Origin of the sequence: Romboutsia sp. 13368, assembly GCF_018336475.1 — a bacterium.
Classification (GTDB): Bacteria; Bacillota; Clostridia; order Peptostreptococcales; family Peptostreptococcaceae; genus Romboutsia.
Genome location: NZ_CP048741.1, coordinates 787800 through 789888, shown reverse-complemented (window position 1 = coordinate 789888; position 2089 = coordinate 787800). Strand labels below are relative to the sequence as shown.

At 24.3% G+C, this 2089-nt stretch carries 2 protein-coding genes and 1 pseudogene; all 3 read right to left on the bottom strand.

Annotated features, from left to right (window positions below; translation table 11 throughout):
* Window positions 1-63: 63 nt before the first annotated feature.
* The gene (locus tag G3997_RS03200; RefSeq protein WP_296648009.1) at window positions 64-1179 is read right to left on the bottom strand and encodes a geranylgeranyl reductase family protein; all 1116 of its coding nucleotides are present in this window, start codon (window positions 1177-1179) and stop codon (window positions 64-66) included.
* A 138-nt stretch (window positions 1180-1317) separates the two neighbouring features.
* Window positions 1318-1761 (bottom strand): MATE family efflux transporter, encoded by a 444-nt coding sequence (locus G3997_RS03195; protein WP_296649302.1) that lies wholly within the window; start codon window positions 1759-1761, stop codon window positions 1318-1320.
* A gap of 77 nt (window positions 1762-1838) precedes the next feature.
* A pseudogene (locus tag G3997_RS03190) lies at window positions 1839-2089 on the bottom strand (orotate phosphoribosyltransferase); the annotation flags it as partial.

Below are 2089 nucleotides of genomic sequence, written 5' to 3'. Positions count from 1 at the left end.
TAAAAAATAGCTATAATTATTACTACTATATAGTCATTTTTTAATATTATTTATATAATATATCTAAAATCTTTCTTTACTATTTAATGTCTTTAATATATCGTAATTAGAATTATATACACAATCATTAAAAATAAAACTTCCAATTTGCTTATTCTTCATTGAATTAAATATAGGCTTTTTACAGCTATATATTACTTTTTTTAACTTACTACCTTTATTTATACTTTTAGTAATATTATAAATCTCATATATATATTCATCTATTATATTTATATCATCATTCTTTATAGCTTTTACTATTGTATCTGCTGCTTTTATTCCAGATAGTACTGCAAAATATATACCTTCCCCTGTGATTGGATCTACAAAACCTGCACCATCCCCTACTAACAATAAATTTTTTTCATAATTTATAGGTTTTTTTATATACTGACCAAAAGGTATAAATGCACCTTTAAATCTACTTCTATCACACTCAATCCCTATATTATTTAAAAACTTTTCAAACTCAACTTTATAATCTATATCTTTGCTGTATTCACCTATAAAACCAACACTTAAATGATTTTTCTTGGGAAATATCCATCCATACCCATAAGGAAGTACACCATAATACATAGACATATTATCACTGTTATAATTTGTATCATTTTTGTTTACATCTACTTGTAAACAAAATCCATTAGCCTTTATATTTTTATCAACTAAAGATCTCGTAATTCCTAATGCTCCATCTGCACCTATAATATATTTAAAACTTATATTTTGATTATCTGATAAGGTTATAGTTCTATTTTTAGTATCAATATTTTTTATTTTAGTATTTTCTAATATTTTTCCACCTTTATTTTCATATTCCCTTACTAAATACTCATCAAATTCAAATCTATCTACTAAGTATGTATTTCCTTTACATTCTATATCTGTTATGTACTTATCTTCTAAGTATAAACTTACACATTTACTCACTATAGTGTTTACACCATTAAAATCTGAGCTCAAATTTAAGCTATGTAACAAATCAAATGTTTTTTGTGTTACACCTCCTGCACAAAGTTTATTCCTTGGAAATTTTTGTTTGTCAATTATACAGCAAGATATATTATTATTTATAATATTRTGTCCAGCTGCTATCCCCGATGGACCTGCTCCTATAATTACAACATCATAATGCATGTTTAAATCTCCTTTAATTATTATTTATAGTTAATACATTTATATTTTCCATATTATGAAAATATAAAACATATATAATATGTTTTATGCATAAAAATGGTATAAAAAATTATGTCAAATCTTTTATACCATTTATTTTTATTTTTTATCTAAATCATTTTTTGTAACATCAACTATCCATTTTTCGCTTCTAACTCTAAGTATTCCTGCTATAGATTTTAATATTTCATCACTTCTTATAATTAAAAATACTATAAATACAGGCAATTTGAATATAAATGCACCTAAAAAACCAAGAGGAATAGAAACTAACCACATAAACATCATTTCACTAATAAAAACAAATCTATTATCTCCTCCACCTCTTAAAACTCCCATCATAACATTGGATGATATAGATTTAAATACTGATACTAAGGCAGTTGATATCATTATCTGTTTTGCTATATATTTTGTATAATCTGATACATTGTATAAATTAACTATAAATGGTCTTAAAAGTAATATTATTAATCCTGATAAAATACCCATTATAAAACTTAGTATACATATAGTATTTGCATATTCTCNNNATAGATAAATATTTATAATTTAACTATCTAAATCTAAAAAAATAAGGACTTAGCTATTACTAAGTCCTTATTTTAATATATATTAAATTACATTCCTAATTCTTTAAACTCTCTACTTCCTGGCTTAACTAACTCTATATTTCCTTCTTTWAAAAAAGGACAATCATCTGATTCATGAACTTGTATATCTAATTTTATTGCACTATATATAGGCATTCCTATATCTTTAGAAGTTCTATTTGCTATACAAGCTACACCTATAACCTCTCCACCTAACTTCTCTAAAGCTTCTTTAGTTTCTATTGTAGATTTTCCAGTAGTAACAACGTCTCCAGCTA